The organism is Chitinophaga sp. CF118, from assembly GCF_900112615.1.
In the GTDB taxonomy this organism is placed as follows: Bacteria; Bacteroidota; Bacteroidia; order Chitinophagales; family Chitinophagaceae; genus Chitinophaga.
Map to the genome: position 1 here is coordinate 826,823 of NZ_FOMK01000001.1, position 17,362 is coordinate 844,184.

20 protein-coding genes are annotated in these 17,362 nt (G+C 40.5%); 6 read left to right on the forward strand and 14 right to left on the reverse strand.

The window, feature by feature from the left end; translation table 11 throughout:
- The 8 genes from nuoE to BM176_RS03215 all read right to left on the reverse strand — a co-directional run bounded on the left by nuoE (position 1) and on the right by BM176_RS03215 (position 6,456).
- On the reverse strand, positions 1 to 486 hold the full coding sequence (nuoE, locus tag BM176_RS03180; protein ID WP_090099459.1) for an NADH-quinone oxidoreductase subunit NuoE: 486 nt from the start codon (positions 484 to 486) through the stop codon (positions 1 to 3).
- 24 nt (positions 487 to 510) lie between these two features.
- A complete protein-coding gene (locus tag BM176_RS03185) occupies positions 511 to 1,728 on the reverse strand; it encodes an NADH-quinone oxidoreductase subunit D (RefSeq protein WP_090099461.1) in 1,218 nt (405 codons plus the stop codon).
- 17 nt (positions 1,729 to 1,745) lie between these two features.
- Positions 1,746 to 2,267: an NADH-quinone oxidoreductase subunit C gene (locus BM176_RS03190; RefSeq protein WP_090099463.1), complete on the reverse strand. Its 522-nt coding sequence runs from the start codon at positions 2,265 to 2,267 to the stop codon at positions 1,746 to 1,748.
- A 34-nt stretch (positions 2,268 to 2,301) separates the two neighbouring features.
- Positions 2,302 to 2,865, reverse strand: coding sequence for an NADH-quinone oxidoreductase subunit B (locus tag BM176_RS03195; RefSeq protein WP_090099465.1), 564 nt, complete (start codon positions 2,863 to 2,865; stop codon positions 2,302 to 2,304).
- A 53-nt stretch (positions 2,866 to 2,918) separates the two neighbouring features.
- The gene (locus BM176_RS03200; protein ID WP_255373421.1) at positions 2,919 to 3,212 is read right to left on the reverse strand and encodes an NADH-quinone oxidoreductase subunit A; all 294 of its coding nucleotides are present in this window, start codon (positions 3,210 to 3,212) and stop codon (positions 2,919 to 2,921) included.
- Positions 3,213 to 3,474: 262 nt separating this feature from the next.
- The gene (locus tag BM176_RS03205; protein WP_143097686.1) at positions 3,475 to 5,190 is read right to left on the reverse strand and encodes a tetratricopeptide repeat protein; all 1,716 of its coding nucleotides are present in this window, start codon (positions 5,188 to 5,190) and stop codon (positions 3,475 to 3,477) included.
- A 40-nt stretch (positions 5,191 to 5,230) separates the two neighbouring features.
- A complete protein-coding gene (locus tag BM176_RS03210) occupies positions 5,231 to 6,154 on the reverse strand; it encodes a substrate-binding domain-containing protein (RefSeq protein WP_090099471.1) in 924 nt (307 codons plus the stop codon).
- An 11-nt stretch (positions 6,155 to 6,165) separates the two neighbouring features.
- Positions 6,166 to 6,456 carry a hypothetical protein gene (locus BM176_RS03215; RefSeq protein WP_090099473.1) on the reverse strand — a complete coding sequence of 97 codons (291 nt, stop codon included), beginning with the start codon at positions 6,454 to 6,456 and terminating at the stop codon, positions 6,166 to 6,168.
- Between the two features lie 362 nt (positions 6,457 to 6,818).
- On the opposite strand from BM176_RS03215, the gene BM176_RS03220 reads away from it, so the two are divergent.
- Positions 6,819 to 7,259, forward strand: a complete 441-nt coding sequence (locus tag BM176_RS03220) for a low molecular weight protein-tyrosine-phosphatase (protein ID WP_090099475.1) — start codon at positions 6,819 to 6,821, stop codon at positions 7,257 to 7,259.
- The gene (gene hisS, locus BM176_RS03225) at positions 7,259 to 8,614 is read left to right on the forward strand and encodes a histidine--tRNA ligase (RefSeq protein ID WP_177230279.1); all 1,356 of its coding nucleotides are present in this window, start codon (positions 7,259 to 7,261) and stop codon (positions 8,612 to 8,614) included. Before BM176_RS03220 ends, hisS begins: the two co-directional genes overlap by 1 nt.
- A 325-nt stretch (positions 8,615 to 8,939) precedes the next feature.
- On the opposite strand, the gene mnmD is transcribed toward hisS, so the two are convergent.
- Together mnmD and BM176_RS03235 are read right to left on the reverse strand one after the other, a co-directional pair.
- Positions 8,940 to 9,602 carry a tRNA (5-methylaminomethyl-2-thiouridine)(34)-methyltransferase MnmC2 gene (gene mnmD, locus BM176_RS03230; protein WP_090099479.1) on the reverse strand — a complete coding sequence of 221 codons (663 nt, stop codon included), beginning with the start codon at positions 9,600 to 9,602 and terminating at the stop codon, positions 8,940 to 8,942.
- A gap of 3 nt (positions 9,603 to 9,605) precedes the next feature.
- Positions 9,606 to 10,259, reverse strand: a complete 654-nt coding sequence (locus tag BM176_RS03235) for a suppressor of fused domain protein (RefSeq protein ID WP_090099481.1) — start codon at positions 10,257 to 10,259, stop codon at positions 9,606 to 9,608.
- A gap of 86 nt (positions 10,260 to 10,345) precedes the next feature.
- On the opposite strand from BM176_RS03235, the gene BM176_RS03240 reads away from it, so the two are divergent.
- Positions 10,346 to 11,254: a helix-turn-helix domain-containing protein gene (locus BM176_RS03240; protein ID WP_090099483.1), complete on the forward strand. Its 909-nt coding sequence runs from the start codon at positions 10,346 to 10,348 to the stop codon at positions 11,252 to 11,254.
- 63 nt (positions 11,255 to 11,317) lie between these two features.
- A complete protein-coding gene (locus BM176_RS03245; protein ID WP_090099485.1) occupies positions 11,318 to 12,049 on the forward strand; it encodes an SDR family oxidoreductase in 732 nt (243 codons plus the stop codon).
- Between the two features lie 147 nt (positions 12,050 to 12,196).
- Here the strand turns inward: BM176_RS03245 and BM176_RS03250 are convergent, their stop codons facing one another.
- Entirely contained in the window at positions 12,197 to 12,403 is a 207-nt protein-coding gene (locus tag BM176_RS03250; RefSeq protein WP_090099487.1) for a hypothetical protein, read from the reverse strand.
- 524 nt (positions 12,404 to 12,927) lie between these two features.
- Here BM176_RS03250 and BM176_RS03260 point away from each other — a divergent pair.
- A complete protein-coding gene (locus BM176_RS03260) occupies positions 12,928 to 13,383 on the forward strand; it encodes a hypothetical protein (RefSeq protein ID WP_090099491.1) in 456 nt (151 codons plus the stop codon).
- A gap of 19 nt (positions 13,384 to 13,402) precedes the next feature.
- The gene (locus BM176_RS03265) at positions 13,403 to 13,900 is read left to right on the forward strand and encodes a hypothetical protein (RefSeq protein ID WP_090099493.1); all 498 of its coding nucleotides are present in this window, start codon (positions 13,403 to 13,405) and stop codon (positions 13,898 to 13,900) included.
- 69 nt (positions 13,901 to 13,969) lie between these two features.
- Here the strand turns inward: BM176_RS03265 and BM176_RS03270 are convergent, their stop codons facing one another.
- The 3 genes from BM176_RS03270 to purQ all read right to left on the reverse strand — a co-directional run bounded on the left by BM176_RS03270 (position 13,970) and on the right by purQ (position 17,246).
- A complete protein-coding gene (locus tag BM176_RS03270; protein ID WP_090099495.1) occupies positions 13,970 to 15,952 on the reverse strand; it encodes a protein-disulfide reductase DsbD family protein in 1,983 nt (660 codons plus the stop codon).
- 93 nt (positions 15,953 to 16,045) lie between these two features.
- Positions 16,046 to 16,501: a protein-disulfide reductase DsbD domain-containing protein gene (locus tag BM176_RS03275; RefSeq protein ID WP_090099497.1), complete on the reverse strand. Its 456-nt coding sequence runs from the start codon at positions 16,499 to 16,501 to the stop codon at positions 16,046 to 16,048.
- A 49-nt stretch (positions 16,502 to 16,550) separates the two neighbouring features.
- Positions 16,551 to 17,246, reverse strand: a complete 696-nt coding sequence (purQ, locus tag BM176_RS03280; RefSeq protein ID WP_090099499.1) for a phosphoribosylformylglycinamidine synthase subunit PurQ — start codon at positions 17,244 to 17,246, stop codon at positions 16,551 to 16,553.
- Between the last annotated feature and the right edge of the window lie 116 nt (positions 17,247 to 17,362).

A 17,362-nucleotide genomic window follows, 5' to 3' on the forward strand; every position in this document is an offset into this window, starting at 1 on the left:
TTAGTTTGCTTTTGCCCTGCATTCGTTAATGATCTCATCCACTTTTTCAGGAGTAAGGTGTTCACGGAAGTGTTTACCCAGTTGCATCATTGGTGCATAACCGCAGGCACCCAGGCATTCCACTGTTTTAAGGGTGAAGAGTCCATCCTGTGTGGTTTCACCCACGCCGATGTTCAGCTTCTTTTTTATATAGTCGATGATGTTATCTGAGCCGCGCAGCATGCAGGGACCTGTATGGCATACTTCAAATACATGTTTGCCTACCGGCTTCATGTTAAACATGGAGTAAAAGGTTGCCACTTCGTACACTTCGATTGGCGTTATCTGTAACAGGGAAGCCACGTAATCCATGGTTTCCGCGCTCAGCCATCCGCCAAACTCTTCCTGTGCCAGGTGTAATACCGGCAGCAATGCACTCTTCTGCTTCCCTTGCGGGTAGCGGGCAATGATTTCTTTTACCTTATTCAGTTTCTCTTCAGAAAACATAACTATGAAAGAAAAAATTAAAAATTAAGCATCCAGTTCACCTGCTATCAGGTTCAGGCTACTCATACAGATCACCGCATCACTTAACATTGCACCTTTTACCAGTTCGGCATAAGCCTGGTAATAGATAAAGCAGGGACGGCGGAAATGCAGCCTGTAAGGGCTACGGCCACCATCACTGATCAGGTAAAAACCAAGTTCACCGTTCGCACCTTCTACCGGGTTGTATAATTCACCTGGCAGAATATCGGATTCACCCATAATTATCTTAAAGTGATAAATGAGGGCTTCCATTTTTGTGTATACATCGCTTTTCTCAGGCAGGTAGTAAGCCGGTACATCGGCATGCCAGATATCAGAAGGCAGCGTTTTGATCTTATCCAGCGCCTGACGGATAATGCTGAGGCTTTCCCACATTTCGGCATTACGCACCAGGAAACGATCGTAACAGTCGCCAGTGGTACCTACAGGTATGGAGAATTGGAAATCTTCATAAGAACTATATGGCTGAGCCACACGCACATCGTAATCCACTCCTGCAGCGCGCAGGTTAGGACCCGTAAAGCCGTAGTTTATAGCTCTTTCTGCACTAATAGCACCTACCCCTTGTGTTCTTTCTATGAAGATCCGGTTGCGGTTCATGAGTGATTCAAACTCTTTCAGTGCAAGCGGGAATTCTTTCAGGAATTTCTCTAATTTTTCAAATACCGCTGGTGTGAAGTTTCTTTCAAAACCACCCACACGACCGATGTTTGTAGTAAGACGGGATCCGCAGATCTCTTCATACACCTCATAGGCTGTTTCACGATGCTTCATGAGGTACAGGAAGCCGGTAAAGGCTCCGCTATCCACACCTACCACGCCATTACAGATCAGGTGATCGGTAATACGTGCCAGCTCCATGATAACCACACGCATGTAGTCTACCCGCTTAGGAGTTTGCACGCCCAGCAGTTTTTCTACAGTCAGGTGCCATCCCATATTATTGATAGGAGATGAACAATAGTTCAGTCGGTCTGTTAAAGGAGTAATCTGGTAGTAGGGACGGCGTTCTGCAATTTTTTCAAAAGCCCTGTGGATATATCCTACAGTAGATTCTGCACTCACAATACGTTCACCGTCTATTTCCAGGATATTCTGGAATACACCGTGTGTAGCAGGGTGAGTAGGACCCAGGTTAAGAGTTTGCGTTTGCCTTTCTATTGAGCCTTCCGGCAGTGTTATATGTTGCTGCTCTGACATGTTCAACGAATAATTTATTAAATGCCAATATGCCCGCCGCGGCCGAACATTTCATCGTCTTTATCTGTACGCGATTGATCTTCCAGAGGGAATTCCTTACGCATGGGGAAATAGGTCATTTCGTCCACGTTCAGGATCCTTTTCAGGTTAGGATGTCCTACAAATTCCACCCCGAAGAAATCGTATGTTTCTCTTTCCATCCAGTTAGCAGATTCGAACAGTTTGGTAGCGGTAAATACCTTTGGATCTTCCACGCTGGTATAGACTTTTAAACGCAGTCTAACCCTTTGTGTAAAATTATAGAGGTGATATACCACAGCCAGCTCTTCTCCTTTCCTTTCGGGATAGTGTACAGCAGTCAGGTCCGTTAAAAAACGAAATTGCAGTTCCTCATCATCGTACAGGAACTGCATTACTTTCAGGTTCAGGTCTTTAGGTGCTGCAAATGATAGCGTCCCAAAGGATTCTTCTACCTGGGAGATTGACTCTCCAAACTTTTCTGCCAATCTTTGCTTTATATAGTCGCTTGTCAAAGACATTACGATTTCGGATTTTCGATTTTAGCTAGGTGGATTACTGGATTCCGTAGGAGTTCAGCAGGTCCTTATATTTTTCAGAGTTGCGGCGGCGCATACTTTCCTGACCTACCAGGTCCTGGATCCGCATAAAGCCATCAATGATAGCTTCAGGGCGCGGAGGGCATCCTGGAACATATACATCTACCGGAATTACCTGGTCTATACCCTGTAATACAGAATAGGTATCAAAAATACCACCGCTGCTGGCGCAGGCACCAACGGCAACTACCCAGCGGGGCTCTGCCATTTGCAGATATACCTGACGTAATACGGGGCCCATTTTCTTGGAAATGGTTCCCATCACCATCAGCAGATCACACTGCCGGGGGGTGAAAGCCATTCTTTCCGCACCAAAACGCGCCATATCGTAAGTTGAAGCCATCGTAGCCATAAATTCGATTCCACAGCAGGAAGTTGCAAAAGGCAACGGCCAGATGGAATTTTTACGTGCCAGACCTATCACTTTATCGAAAGAGGTAGCAAAAAAACCTTCTCCGGAATACCCTTCGGGTATATCCACAGACTTCACTTTTTCGTTATACTGAACCGGACGAGACATACCATTTCAGATTTAAATATTTCAGAATCAGATTTGACCAACAATTGATTGTATTAGTCTTCCCATTTTAACGCACCTTTCTTCAGGATATAGATGAAACCACCCATAAAGAAGGCTACAAAGAGTAACATGGCCATAAAGCCTTCCCAACCAAGCTCCCTGAAATTCACTGCATAAGGATAGAAGAAGATCACTTCCACATCGAACAATACGAACAGGATGGCTGTTAGGAAATATTTAATGGCTACTGGTTGGCGTGCGTTTCCTTTTTGCTCGATACCACTCTCAAAGGTAACGAGTTTGTCGCTCGTTTTACGTTTTGGGCCCAAAAAGTGTGTCGCAAACATAGTGAGACCCACAAAGCCGAGCGCAGCAATTAGCTGTAAGACTATTGGAAAATAGCTAAATGGAGTTGTTGCCGACAATAATACTGTGTCTGTAAACATAAGCTTCCCTAAATATGATGAACATTTCTCCGAATGCGCAAAAATAGGCTAACTATACCAAAAATCAAATCTATGAAGGATTAAAATATTATCTTTTTTCGCCAATCGGAAATAAAAAAACCCCGGCAGTTGCCGGGGTTCCTATATTATGAACACGTTTATGTTACTTTTTATTGCCCTGAGCAGCTGGTTTAGCTGTTTTGGCCCTGTTTGCCAGGTTTTCCTGGATCGCTTTCACGGTAGCATTGTTAGGATCAAGGCTTACTACTTTGTCCATCCAGGTTTTCATGTTGGTCAGATCATCCTTGTTATAGTAATAGATCATCAGGTACTGGTAAGGGAACATCAGCAAAGCCGGCTTGTTCACTTTCTCTTCACCCTTGATTTCAAAGAAATGCTGGAAGTGAGGTAATGCGGCACCTAATTTGGCATCTGCATCCTTGGCCATGTTGGCACGACCTCTCCAATAAGTACCTAAAGCCTCCTGAGTAGGATACTTTGCTACAAACGAACCAAAGGTAGAATCTGCCAGATCATATTCACGTGCATATATTTCCCAGGTACCTTTGAAGAACTGATCCTGTATTTTACCGGTGTTCTGTTCATCGGTAAAGTCAGTTACCAGTTTACCATACCATTGAGCAGCACGTTTAAAATCGCGCATGCTTTTGAATGTTTCAGCTACATTTCTGTATTTCTCAACATCTTTGGCGGTGTCTGCCAATGCATACTTTTCAAGGTATAAAGATGCCAGTGAATCATTGATAACCGCCTGGGCAGAGTCTTTAGTTTTAGCCTGATAAATAGCGCTCAGCAGTTTATAATCATTAGGCTGCAATTTAGCTTCCCCTACGCTCTTCACATACTCATCAATTACCTGTTTACCTGTAGCGGTATCACCTTTCTGCAGGTAAGCATCTGTTAACAGCAGGGTAAATTTATCTTTATAACCTTCTGTAGCAGTTGGCAGTACAGCCTTAGCCTTGGTAATAGCAGCATCATAGTCTTTCTTGTAGAAAGAGATAGCAGCAAGGTTGTATTCATTTTCCAGTTTACCGGCACCTTCACCTACAACAGCCATATATTGTTCAAGATATTTGGCAGCGTTTTCCAGAGAGAACTGGGCTTTGGTTTTGGTAATATAGAACTGGTACAGTTCGTATAAAGCAGGTGCATACTGAGGGTCCATGTTGGTAGCTTTGGTGAAATCATTCACCGCATCCTGCAACAGTTTGGCATTATAGTTTACCAGACCTTGTTTCATAACTGCTTCTGCCCTGTTTGGTTCCAGTTCCAATGCTTTCTCATAGGTATTGATGGCTTTACCACCATTTTCACCACCCAGTTGACGGTAAGCATCACCCAGTTCGATATAGTCTACTGCTTTAGCAGTGTATTGTTCTTTCTTTTTACGGCCTTCGTTATTCAGCAGCCTTTCCATGATGCTTACTGCATAACCGCGGTCGCCACCTTTAATGTCGGCACTTGCATCTGCAATAGCGCGGGCTACATCTCCATCACGTCCCTGAGTAACAGTGCTGGCAGCTTCAAACTTCTGTTTGGCAGCAGCGGCATCTCCTTTCAAAAGGTCTAAACGGCCTAACCCAACCTGCAGTAAAGGAGAGGTAGGAACTGCCTGTAATCCTTTCTGGAAAGCAGCAGCAGCACCGGCCTGATCGTTCAGTCCCAGCAGTGCTATACCCTGGTAATAATATGCTTTATCCTCAGTAGGTTTAGCTGTAATAACTTTGTCAAAGTCTTGTCTGGCTGTTTCATACTTACCATAATACAGGTCTTTCAATCCATCTTCTACGGATTGGGCCATTGCGCCGTTAGCGACGCACAACATGGCTACGATTAAACTTTTCCGTCTGGTCATGAGCACTCCGGTTTTAAATTTTTAGTTGTGTTAGTTTTTTCTATTTAATATTTGCTTCCCTGAATACGATGTTCAACCTTGCGGGGAACAACCTGAATTTCCCAATTACCATCTGCCCTTCATAACTTCCCAGGAAAGTGGCAAAGCCTGATCCCAGTCCGGAATAGGGTTCTTTTAAACAATAAAAGAAGCCACGTTTCAGCGGATATGATCCCAGAGCAATATATGCCTGATATGGTTTTACAAATTCCGAACCATAATCTGCGCGCACCTTAACTACATTCACTTTATTATTAAATTCTATAGAGGAAGAGTCGTTCGGATCAGAGATCCAGCTCACCCCTATTACTCCAAGTGCATTTGGCATTTTAGCCACATAATCAACTACTTCGGGATTTGTTTTTGCCGCCATTACACTGGCAGGTAAAGGTTTTCCCTTGTTGATTGAATCACGTATAAATCTTACGGTACTTGAATTCTGATTATCAAAAACAATCTGCCATTTCTTTTCAGTGTCGCTACCGTCCATAATCTTACGCACCTGATCCATGGTGAGGATAGAATCCGCATTACTTTTATTAGTAATCAGTGCAATTCCATCCCATGCCAATAGCATGCTTTGCGGTGTTATCTTCAGCTCTTTAAAGAATGTGATCTCTTTATCGTTGAAATCCCTTGTTACAATTACCAGGCGGGCACTATCTGTCAGCAGGTCTTTGAAACAATCCGCTTCCGGTTTGTATTCTGCAATAATGTGAGCTTTTGGATATAAAGATTCAAATACTTTTATTTCTGATGAAATTAATGGCTTATAGGTTTCGTCCACGCTGATCCGGATAGTACCAGACGTTTGTGTATCCCTCTCCGCTTCTGATTTAGACTCTCCGCATGATGCCAGCATGATTGTTACAAGTGCCAGCAGTACAATATAAGCCTGATTCCGTTTAATTAGTCTGGTATACATAGCTCTTCTGGTTAGTCCTTTTTAAAAAATGTATTCTTCACCCCTCTATATACACGGAAAAGCCCATAGGCAATTAATACCCCTCCCAAAATATTTAAAATATTCTGAGATACTGCAAAGTGGCCAATACCTAGCTTTTCTGCAAAACAGGCATACAATCCAAAGAGTATAAAAAATAGACCTCTTACTAATTCTCCCAGTGCACGGTAATTAATTCCTATGCCCTTTTTGCCCGATCTTTCATACGTGCGGGAATCTGTTCCTTTCTGTTCGTTATCTGGTTGTTCGTGTTGCATCTGCATTGTTGCGAATTACAAGTATACAAAAAAAAATTTCTAAACAAATACCTGTTCTTTTAGAAAAATGTTAAAAAAAACAGGTACACTCCTTAAACATATTTCCCTAAACCAGCCACTACAGCAGATATAATAACCACCACCATCATACATATTAGTCAAATCGATCAACGGATTATTATTCTCCAAACTTGTTAAAGGCGTGTTAAATACTATAATTCCGGTCTTTTTTGCATTAAACCTATATACGCACAAAGTGATAGTATAGTATTACCATATAGATGCCAAAAGTGGATATTTCCATAAAAAGATGGAAGAAGTGCCCGGGGTGGCTAATCTGCCTAAAATCGTGTAGGTTTGCGCAAATTATGAAGGTTTTAATGGTATGTCTCGGCAATATTTGCCGTTCGCCGCTGGCAGAAGGAATTTTAAGGCATCTTGCCAAAGAAAAGGGACTTAACTGGGAAATAGATTCCGCAGGCACAGGAAACTGGCATGTTGGAGATCCGCCAGACCGGAGGTCTGTAGCCGTTGCACGCCGGTATGGTATTGACATATCCTCTCTGCGTGGCAGACAGTTCCAGACAACAGATTTTAGCGTGTTTGATCGTATCTATGTGATGGATCTGGATAATTACAGGGATGTATTGAAGAAAGCACGTACCGATTCTGATAAGGCTAAAGTACAGTTACTCCTTGATGATCAGCAGCCTGTACCAGATCCGTGGTATGATGATGCACTGTTTGAACCTGTGTATAATATGGTCTACAAGGCCTGCGAAAAAATAATTAATAATACTGAACGATAATGATAAAACCCAGTATACCAAAAGGTACCCGCGATTTCGGTCCTGTTGTGGTAAGAAAAAGGCAATACATTTTCCAGACGATCCGTGAAACATTTGAACTGTTTGGATTCCAGCCATTGGAAACACCATCCATGGAAAATCTGGATACACTCACCGGAAAATACGGTGAGGAAGGAGATAAACTGATATTCAAAATACTCGATAACGGAGATATATTAGGTCGGGCACAACAAGCTAAAGATAGCCGGGAACTGGGTATTTTATTATGTGAGAAAGCATTGCGCTATGATCTTACCATTCCTTTTGCACGGTATGTAGTAATGAACCAGAATGAACTGGCATTGCCTTTTAAACGCTACCAGATGCAACCGGTATGGCGGGCCGATAAGCCACAAAAAGGTCGCTATCGCGAGTTTTACCAATGCGATGCAGATGTGGTAGGAAGTAATTCTCTCCTCAACGAAATAGAATTGCTGCTGATCTATGACAGGGTATTCACTAAGTTGGGCATGTCGGGCTATGAACTGCGGATCAATAACCGTAAGATCCTGAGCGGGTTGGCAGAAGTAATAGGGCAGCCTGCTCTGTTGACTGATATCACTATCGCGATAGATAAACTGGATAAGATAGGTGTGGAAAAAGTGAAGCAGGAATTGCAGGAACGTGGGCTCGCAGAAAATGAAATTGTAGTGATAGAAAATTTCCTGAACATCCGGGGAAGCAATGAAGAAAAATTGCAACAGCTTCGTACTTTATTGCAAAATTCTGCCACAGGATTGAAAGGCATTGAAGAAATTTCATACGTACTGCATACACAACCAACTGCGTTTAAAACAACTCCTATTCTGGATGTAACACTGGCCCGCGGCCTGAATTACTATACAGGTATGATAGTAGAAGTGAAAGCCCCTGCTACCGTTAAAATGGGCAGTATTGGAGGCGGTGGTCGCTATGATGATCTTACCGGTTTGTTTGGATTACCAGGACTTTCAGGCGTAGGTATTTCTTTCGGTGTAGACAGAATCTATGATGTCCTGGAAGAACTGCAATTATTCCCTGCTACGGCACAACAGAGCACCCGCGTATTATTCCTGAACCTTGATGCTAATACAGCAGGTACTGCATTTAATCTCCTGATGCAACTACGTGAAAGAGGCATTGCCTCAGAATTATTTCATGAGCCGGCGAAGATGGATAAACAAATGAAGTATGCAAATAAACGCGGTATTCCTTATGTGATTATTATGGGAGAAAGTGAGATACAGGAAGGAATGCTGAGTGTAAAAAATATGGTGACCGGGGAACAAAGCAAAATTAAAGTAGCAGAACTGGAAGGTTATTCCTTTACGTCCTAACCAGGTATACTAAGACTGTGAAATCTTAAAAAAAGATCATTTTTTTAAGACTTCACAATACCACATCTGATGACAAAATTGTAACTTCAAGAGGAGTTACTATAGCAAGTTAATAGTGAGTCTATAGTGAGTTCGTAGTGAGTCTATAGTTGCTTCGTAGGTTGAACGTCCTTTGGACGTACCTTGGACGTCCTTAGTTCGCATAAATGTGTTCAAAGGATGTCCAAGGTATGTTTTATATATGTTCTACCTATAGTCATCCCTCAATTAAAGTAGCCATTTAACAACATCAATACCCAATAGTTAAAAGGTGGCCAACAGGGTTTCAGTTTATTTTTATAGCGCGTAATATTTCTCTTTTACCCGGCGGACCAGGTAGTTTTTCCACTTTAAGTCCTGCGGATTGCATGGTTCTTCTTACACTTCCTTTGCTGCAATAGGTAACGAGCACCCCGCCCGGATGTAACCAGTTGTATAACTTCTCAAAAATAACAGGTTCCCATAATTCGGGTTGTACATCGGGAGCAAAAGCATCGTAATAAATTACATGGAAATGTTTATTCACGGACAGATGGGTAATGGAATCATGTGATTTATGTAAGGTAAAAAGAGGATTGATCATTATATCCTCTTCCCATTTGCTACTATGCAGCAAGGAGAATGTTTCGGATGAATCATTCAGCTGTGTTGTATAATTGAGACCTTCTGCGTCCTCCATTGAAAGAGGATATAATTCAACAGACTGGTAATAGACGTGACATCTGCTCTGAATAGATTCCTGCACCGTTAGCAGAGCATTTAATCCTGTACCAAATCCCATTTCAAATACATTGATGCTGTCTTTTGGCATTACGTATTTCAATCCGGCTTGTATAAATATATGACGACTTTCCTGCAGGGCACCATAAGTACTATGATAGGTAACCTGCATGTCCGGAAGTACAATTGTATGGGAGCCATCTGCAGTTATGTACAACTGGCGTTTCATACATTAGCTTTTTCTTTTAAGATCAGTAATCAGTAAGGGATTTGTTTCCCTCATTTCATTGATCAGCCTTTCCACTTCATCCGTTTTAGGATTAGCAAGCAAACGTTCTGTTTCTTTAGTAGTAAGTCCCACCATCTGTAAGAAAGAAACTTCGCCATGCGGTGTCTGGATTACCCCCAGTTCAGGGTCTGGTACAAATGCCAGTCCTACAATATCGGTGTCAGTTTCAAGCCTTATAGGCCCATTTGCGGGGATGAAATGATATGCCTCAAACCATTTACCACTGCTGTATACATATTTTGCCAGGTTGTTCATTACCTGGATAGCCCATAAAGGGTCTTTTTCATCCTCTTCAAACGGTTTGATCCTGAAGGTAAATTCAAATCCCCATTTACTGAATGGCTCGCCAATCTTCTCCTCATTATAGTATAATTCCGACATACCATAACTGATAATATGCCTGTGAAAAGATTGCTTTTCGCTATCATAAATACTGGAGCCATCAATTGGATCTTCACCTCCAATTGCATAATGGAGAGCAGGAGCGTAATGTCTGGGTTCGGTATCTCCATAAATCTCTTCCAGTTTTTTATCTATGGATAACCATCCCACGGCATCCTCTTCATCAAATGAGTCTTTATATTCTTCTTTTGTCATAGTTGCAATTTATTACAAATAATCAGTTCATCCAGATAACTGACCCCACTCCTTTTTGTTATATTTGAATTTCATAATTTTGCGGTATGAGAAGAAAGGAGAACGTGACTGATTTTCTTGAACGGAGCGGCAGGAATTATTCTGAAGCGGGGCGCTTCAATGTTTATAAAGTGGATGAATTTTATAAAGGAAATTCATCTCCACTCATCAGAAGAGATTATTATAAAATATCCCTGATTTGTAAAGGTGAGGGACTGCTTTCTTATGCCGATAAATCGTTCCATATAAAAGATAACGCAATCATTTTCGGAAACCCAATGATCCCATATTCCTGGGAACGTATTTCAGAAAAACAAACAGGCTATTTCTGTATGTTTACCGAGGAATTCATACATCATCAACTAAAATCAAAAAAGCTGTCTGAGTCGCCATTATTTAAGGTAAATGGCAATCCTGTATTGTTTCCATCTCAAAAATCTATGGATCTGATGGTAGGGATTTTTGAACAAATGCTAGTGGAAATAACAGCTGCATATACGAACAAATATGAATTGTTACTTAACTATGTTCAGATTATAATACATGAGGCTCTAAAGATGAGCACACCTGAAAATATCAATGCGACAAGCTCTTCTTCCATCCGCATTACCGAACTGTTCCTGGAGCTACTGGAACGTCAGTTTCCTATCAGCTCGCCACAACATATCCTTCAGCTTAAAAACCCAGGTGAGTTTGCAAAACAGTTATCTATACATCCGAATCACTTAAATAAATCATTGAAAGAAGTAACGGGTAAAACCACTTCAATACATATAAGTGAAAGAATCATAAATGAATCAAAGGATTTGCTCATCAATAGTAATTGGGATATAGCAGAAATCGGTTATTGTCTGGGTTTTGAACACGCTTCTAATTTCAATATTTTTTTCAGGAAACATACAGGTCAAACACCAAATCACTTTCGCAGGCAAATGATTGACGGGAATAACAATTGATTTGATTTGCATAATTTTCGCGCTAGCTTTTGTACCAATTTTGTATCCTAAAAATAATTACAAATGGAAGGTATAAAAAACAAAGTTGTTGTAATAACAGGTGCCAGCAGTGGCATGGGTGCAGCTACAGCCCGTAAATTGGTCCAACTGGGAGCTAAAGTTGTATTGGCTGCCCGTCGTGAGGATCAGTTAAAAACTATGGTGCAGGAATTGGGAGACAACTCCATGTACGTAAAGACAGATGTGACCAGGCGTTCCGATCTGGATAACCTTATTAAGCAGGCAATAGAAAAGTTTGGTCAAATAGATGTATTATGGAATAATGCGGGTATCATGCCAATCTCTTTCTTTGATGAAGGGCTGGTAGATGAATGGGACCGGATGATCGATATCAACATTAAAGGCGTTTTATATGGCATTAACGCAGTGCTCCCACATATGTTGAAAAGAGGACAGGGCCATATTCTTGCTACCTCATCGGTAGGTGGCTTAAAAACCACACCAGGGATAGGTGTATATGCAGGTACTAAATTCGCAGTACGGGCCATCATGGATACGCTTCGTGAAGAGGTGGCACAAACTATAAAAGTAACAACAATTTACCCCGGAGCCACCCAATCTGAATTAGGCCATGATATTACCAGTCCGAAGATTAAGGCAATTTACGGAAACTTACAGGGCATGCCCAAAATGGACGAAGAGGCCATTGCAAATGCGGTTATATATGCGATAAGTCAACCGGGAAATATAACAGTAAATGAGCTGGTATTAAGACCCCTTGGACAAACAAGGTAATGGCAAAGTTATAGGAACTGAGGCCGGCTAAAAAGTACTATTAAAAAAGAAGAACTCTATTCGTTTTAGGTCTCCAATGGTGATCAAAAATTTGGGGAACTATTTTCTCTAATAGAAAAGGAGGGAAATTCCCTCCTTCTATTTAGCTTAATAAGACCGCTTATTAAATTTGTTGTAATAAGTTTTCCCAATAGTATCAACTGGTGGAATAAAATAACCTCGTTTGGAAACATATCCCATCTTCTCTAAATTATCCACTACTCGCACGAATTCTTGAAGTGTATTTAAAGTACTATCAGATTTCGCATTTTCTTTTGCCACAACGTCACTTACTTTTTCGATAATTGCCTGCATTTCAGATGAATTATCCTGAATGTAAAAACAACTCTATATCCCTACAGGTCGACGTTTACTTTCCAATATAATCCTTTTACCTTTTGTTATAGCAGTTAATCTATTGAGTAAAACCTTCTTTTCCCTTTCAGCCGTAACGAATCTTTCCCTATAGCGGTCAATAATAAACGCAGAAAACCTTTCATCCTGAGATTCTATTTCCCGAGTATCAGATTTAATTGATTTGTTATTTTCTTCATGTGTAGCCATATTCATTTAGCATTAATGTTTTGAGATTTACAGACACTAATTTATATGTCTTAATGTGGAATAACAAAAAATAATCCCCATAAAAATCTGATTATTAATACATTAAAATAACATTTTCTGAAACAAAATCAATGTGGCAAAATTGTATAGTCATGATTCAAATACAAACGGCAATTGAAATTATTTAAATATAGAAGAGTATTTTAGAACAGAAAAAAAACTAACTTTATTACCTTGGTAGACCAAAACTACCTTCGTTTAAAATCCCCAAGATTATGATAGCAAACACACAGGTGCAAGCTGACAGGGATAAATGGTTTCACGAATTCATTTCCAGCATTCAGGCCGATAAATTTATGCTGGATGCAGATATTGCATCTAAACAAGTTATGGAGACGTATGATATGCTAATGAGAGGCAATCAGGATGAAATTGCCCTTGCAAGCCATAACAGTTCCAAGATTTATTTCATAAAGCAACTGCTTTTATCTTATCTGAAAAAAGTAATTGGAGAAAAATTACCCGTTAAAATGGCCTTTGACATGGATAATTGTGAAATCTTAGTCTGGGCACAAATTAAAGATGATGACACCGAAACTGAAGATCGATTATTGATGATTGAAGCAGAAATCAATGGCATCTATCACAATATAGGGTATGACCTTACAACTACTATTGTTGAAAACAGAGATAATCTCAACATACCAAATCATTATATAGAACTTTGTTAACTTTATTAATACCTTTTTTGTGCCTCAGTTTTTAGACCATGTTAACCAGGCCAAACATAATATAAGTTTCCTGGAAAATATTAATAGTTCCAATCCTGCCGGGTATATTGACTGGCAGGTTACCTCTTGCTATTATGTTGCTGTACGTTTAATTAATGCACATCTTGCAAACCATGATATGCAGTACAGAACTCATGTAGATGTTAAGGATGCTATCAATCCGCATAGTGCATCCTCTATTCGTCAAGGAAGTGCTTTGGAACAAACAGAATATCTGGCCTATGTAAAGTTACAATCCCTTTCCAGAAGGAGCAGATATCTCGTAAATGAGAAAGATGATAATTTAAATGAACAAAAAGTATTTCTTACTTATGATGTTCATTTTGAGAAAGCACTCAGACATCTTAATACCCTCATCATTTATTTTAATAAAAAGTTGGGGACCAGAATAAATCCATTAAAAATAAAATGTTCTACTATTAAAAAAGAAGAACTCTCATTTATTGCTATACAATAAAAGAAAAAGACTCCGTCTTTGGTTATCAATGGTGATCAAAGACGGAGTCTTTTTAAATAAAAGTTTATACTATTTCTTAAACGCTTCCAATCCACATTTCAGCCACGCTGCATATGCTTTCGCGTCAGGTGTGTAACCTACTGGTCTTGTCAGTAATTTCTCGTCCGGACTGATTAGCACATAAAATGGCTGGGAGTTATTCACGAAGTTTTCTGTCTGCATAGTAGCATACTTATCTCCTATCGTTTTAATTTCCTTTTTATGGCCAGTGTTGGTTGTGAACAGGAATTGCTCATTTTCCGGAAGTAATTTACGGTCATCCACATAGAGAGATACAAGTATATATTCTTTTTCGATCAACACTTTTACTTCCTCTTTCGGCCATACGTTTTCTTCCATTTTACGGCAGTTAACACATGCCCAGCCGGTAAAGTCCAGTAATACAGGTTTGTTAAGTTTTTTTGCCAGTTTCAGCGCCTCATCATAATCGTTGACCACATTCGCTTCTACCCCTTTTCCTTTGGCTGCATCTTCACCATAAACGCTATAGCTGAGTGGTGGAGGAAAACCACTGATCAATGCACGGTTAGCATATTTAGTGTTAGTAACGCCTGGGATCAGATAAAGAGTGAATGCAAGGAAAAGCAATGCCAGAATCAAACGTGGGCGACTCAGCTTTTTCAATGGAGCATCGTGTGGGAAACGGATCTTACCTAACAGATATAATACAATCAGGAAACCGATAATGATCCAGATACCGAAGAACACTTCTCTCTTTAAAATACCCCAATGTTTTACCAGGTCAGCATTAGACAGGAATTTGATAGCCATCGCTATTTCCAGGAAACCTAATACTACTTTTACTGACGTCAGCCAGCTACCGGATTTAGGTAATGAATTCAACCAACCCGGGAACATAGCAAATAACGCGAAAGGCAGTGCCAGTGCAAAACCAAAACCAGCCATACCCACTGTGAGCTGAATAGCACCACCATCTGTAGATAATGAGCCTGCAAGCAGAGAACCTAAGATAGGTCCTGTACAGGAAAATGATACCAGCGCTAATGTAAGCGCCATGAAAAAGATACCAATAGTACCTCCTACACTGGTTTTAGCATCTACTTTGCTGGCCAGACTGCTTGGCATTGTTATCTCAAAATAACCAAAGAAGGAAATTGCAAATACTATGAAAATAACAAAGAAGGCCAGATTCAACCAGATGTTTGTAGAAATATTATTCAGTATTTCCGGATTCAGTGAATCGAGAAAATGGAAAGGTAAACTCAGTAATACATAGATGAGAAAAATGAAGAAGCCATAGGTAGCAGCATGAATAACTCCCTTCTTCTTATCCTGGGATTTCTTGGTAAAGAAAGATACTGTTAAAGGGATCATTGGGAATACGCAGGGAGTAAGCAGGGCAATGAAACCACCCAGCATACCCAATACAAACAGACTCCACAATCCTTTTTTACCTTCTTCGTGCCCAACACCACCACAATCATTTATCGGATGTTCAAGATCGATAGTGGTACGTTTAAGTGTTTTTTCCGCATCAGCAGAAGCCTGCAAACCAGCAGCTACATTCACGAGATTGCCTGCTGCATCCACATTAAATTTAAACTTCACTTCTTCCGGACCAACTACTTCCTCTCCCTTCAACGCCATATAATTAATGGCACCTTCCAGCTTTTTTACCGGACCATTCAATTTGACAGTTACCAGTAATGATACTTTGTCTTCAAAGTATTTAATTTCCAGGTTATCAAATAAAGGCTCCTTTTGTTTTTTCAGACTACCTTCTTCTGTGATATTTGTAATAGTGACTGCGCTATCTACTACTACACGGGTATTGGGATCATCATCTTTCATAGTGGTGGAAAATAACTTCCAGCCCTTTTCCACTGTACCGTTCAAATGTAGCAGGTACTCATTCTCCCCTTTCTTCTCTGCTGTATATTCCCACTTAGCTACAACCGGAGAAGCTGTATCCTGTGCTTTTACTCCAAAAGTAGCGGCGATTAATATGATAAACGTTAGCAACTGCTTCATATAAATAATAGGCTTTAGAGACTTTGTATTCTTCTAAATGATAAACGAGTTCCCTGGAGAACTCGTTTATCAGATTATTACTAAAAATGATGTTTATTTTCCGCCAACACTGATGGCAAATTCAAGTTCTTTAGGAGGCAGACATTGGTGGTCATCGCACACCATGAATTCTACAGTACCTTTTACTTTTGTAGCTGCTTTACCTTTTACAGTCACTTTCTGTACAAAGTCTACCTGGCTTTCGTAATATTTTAGTTCGGAATCAAAGTTCTTATCAAATGCCTTGTGCAGTTTACCCACTTCTTCAATTTTACCTGTAGGTACTACCAAAGGATTTTTATTGAGTTTGAAAGAAGTTGGTACCGGGCCTTCGCCAGCAACCTGTGCATACAAATGCCAACCACCATCGATATTAGCTGTCATATGCAGTTCATATGTAGTTGCATTGATCTTTTTAGAAGTAAAGCTCCACTTAACCGGGTTCTCTATCTGCGCACTCGCCAATATTGGCAGAGCAAGCAATAAGAATGCTGTCATTACTTTTCTCATAATCGTTTTTTAACTGGTTGGTTGGTTGATTATTGGTGTTTTGATCTTATCAATTACTATTGTTGATGAGGCTCTGGAAGATCAGCTGACCGTCTGTATTACCTAACACAGATCTGGTAGCTCTTTCCGGATGTGGCATCATACCAAATACGTTACGCTGACTATTGCAGATACCTGCAATGTTGCGCATCGCACCATTTGGATTAGCTTCATCCACTACATTACCAAACTGATCGCAATAGCGGAATAATACCTGATTGTTGGCAAACAGTCCTTCCAAAGTAGCATCATCAGCATAATAACGGCCTTCACCATGTGCTACCGGAATCATCAAAGGACGACCAGTTACATCTTTGGTCATGGCAGCTACAGTATTCTCACTTTTCAGGAAGATATTCTTGCATACAAACTGCTGATTACCATTCTGTAACAGCGCTCCAGGCAGTAAACCTGCTTCACAAAGAATCTGGAAACCATTACAGATACCGATTACACGACCACCTTTATTGGCAAACTCTATTATGCTCTGCATCATCGGACTGAAACGCGCAATAGCACCACAGCGCAGATAATCACCATAAGAGAACCCACCTGGCAGAACAATGCAATCTTCTTTGCTGAACTTACTCAGGTCTTTGTCCTTATGCCATAACTCTATTACTTCCTGACCAAGGTCATTACGCAATGAATCAATCATATCATGGTCACAGTTAGAGCCTGGGAAGGTGACAACGCCAAATTTCATATCTAATTAATTGAATTTTATGATCTAAAATATTAATTCCTGCTTCTATCCGGCATTTTAACAGCTTAAATCATTCTACGAAATTACCGGAAAAGGTACAAAATTACAGCGCCGTC

Coding starts and splice junctions, on each gene's coding strand:
- nuoE (WP_090099459.1), bottom strand. CDS start 486: ATGTTTTCTGAAGAGAAACTGAATAAGGTAAAAGAAATCATTGCCCGC.
- BM176_RS03275 (WP_090099497.1), bottom strand. CDS start 16,501: ATGAGAAAAGTAATGACAGCATTCTTATTGCTTGCTCTGCCAATATTG.
- purQ (WP_090099499.1), bottom strand. CDS start 17,246: ATGAAATTTGGCGTTGTCACCTTCCCAGGCTCTAACTGTGACCATGAT.
- BM176_RS03210 (WP_090099471.1), bottom strand. CDS start 6,154: ATGTATACCAGACTAATTAAACGGAATCAGGCTTATATTGTACTGCTG.
- BM176_RS03200 (WP_255373421.1), bottom strand. CDS start 3,212: ATGTTTGCGACACACTTTTTGGGCCCAAAACGTAAAACGAGCGACAAA.
- BM176_RS03205 (WP_143097686.1), bottom strand. CDS start 5,190: ATGACCAGACGGAAAAGTTTAATCGTAGCCATGTTGTGCGTCGCTAAC.
- BM176_RS03270 (WP_090099495.1), bottom strand. CDS start 15,952: ATGAAGCAGTTGCTAACGTTTATCATATTAATCGCCGCTACTTTTGGA.
- BM176_RS03185 (WP_090099461.1), bottom strand. CDS start 1,728: ATGTCAGAGCAGCAACATATAACACTGCCGGAAGGCTCAATAGAAAGG.
- BM176_RS03250 (WP_090099487.1), bottom strand. CDS start 12,403: ATGCAGGCAATTATCGAAAAAGTAAGTGACGTTGTGGCAAAAGAAAAT.
- mnmD (WP_090099479.1), bottom strand. CDS start 9,602: ATGAAACGCCAGTTGTACATAACTGCAGATGGCTCCCATACAATTGTA.
- BM176_RS03195 (WP_090099465.1), bottom strand. CDS start 2,865: ATGTCTCGTCCGGTTCAGTATAACGAAAAAGTGAAGTCTGTGGATATA.
- BM176_RS03245 (WP_090099485.1), top strand. CDS start 11,318: ATGGAAGGTATAAAAAACAAAGTTGTTGTAATAACAGGTGCCAGCAGT.
- BM176_RS03215 (WP_090099473.1), bottom strand. CDS start 6,456: ATGCAGATGCAACACGAACAACCAGATAACGAACAGAAAGGAACAGAT.
- BM176_RS03260 (WP_090099491.1), top strand. CDS start 12,928: ATGATAGCAAACACACAGGTGCAAGCTGACAGGGATAAATGGTTTCAC.
- hisS (WP_177230279.1), top strand. CDS start 7,259: ATGATAAAACCCAGTATACCAAAAGGTACCCGCGATTTCGGTCCTGTT.
- BM176_RS03190 (WP_090099463.1), bottom strand. CDS start 2,267: ATGTCTTTGACAAGCGACTATATAAAGCAAAGATTGGCAGAAAAGTTT.
- BM176_RS03220 (WP_090099475.1), top strand. CDS start 6,819: ATGAAGGTTTTAATGGTATGTCTCGGCAATATTTGCCGTTCGCCGCTG.
- BM176_RS03240 (WP_090099483.1), top strand. CDS start 10,346: ATGAGAAGAAAGGAGAACGTGACTGATTTTCTTGAACGGAGCGGCAGG.
- BM176_RS03235 (WP_090099481.1), bottom strand. CDS start 10,259: ATGACAAAAGAAGAATATAAAGACTCATTTGATGAAGAGGATGCCGTG.